1 protein-coding gene is annotated in these 574 nt (G+C 29.3%); it reads left to right on the forward strand.

From position 1 onward, the window contains the following. Positions 1-52: 52 nt before the first annotated feature. On the forward strand, positions 53-574 hold a 522-nt coding region (locus AMN95_RS00195), incomplete at its 3' end, for a carbohydrate kinase family protein (RefSeq protein WP_143323745.1).

Raw genomic sequence — 574 nt, forward strand, 5'->3', positions numbered from 1 at the left:
CTTCCTACTTTAATAATGGATTAACAAATATTAATCTTTTTGGATAGAAAATATGCAATATGATATAACGCTAATTGGTAATTATACAAATGATACAATTATCACCGCTAATGGAACCAAACAAGTAGATGGTGGTGGTTTTAATTATGGAGCACATGCTGCAATTGCGCTAGGTGCAAAAACAGCTGCAATAACACGTTTAAATAAAAATCATAAACATGTTATAAAAAATCTTGAAAATCTAGGAGTAGATGTATTCCCAACATATACTACTGATTCAACACATATAAAATTAATTTATCCTACTAATGATTGGGACAATCGCACGCTAATTATGTCTAAGTCAGCAGGTTCATTCTCTGCCAATCAATTTGATGATATTGATTCAAAAATATTCTTAATTAATGCTTCTGTTAGAGATGAAGTTGATCAAGAAACAATCTTGAGCTTAAGCAAGAAAAAAGCTTTAATAGGTATTGATCTTCAAGGGTTTATTAGAAAAAAAAATGTTGATGGTACACTTATGGATAGTGTATGGAAGGAAAAAGAAAAAATATTAAACATTGTATATTAC

The organism is Candidatus Pelagibacter communis (genome assembly GCF_001180185.1).
In the GTDB taxonomy this organism is placed as follows: domain Bacteria; phylum Pseudomonadota; class Alphaproteobacteria; order Pelagibacterales; family Pelagibacteraceae; genus Pelagibacter; species Pelagibacter ubique_F.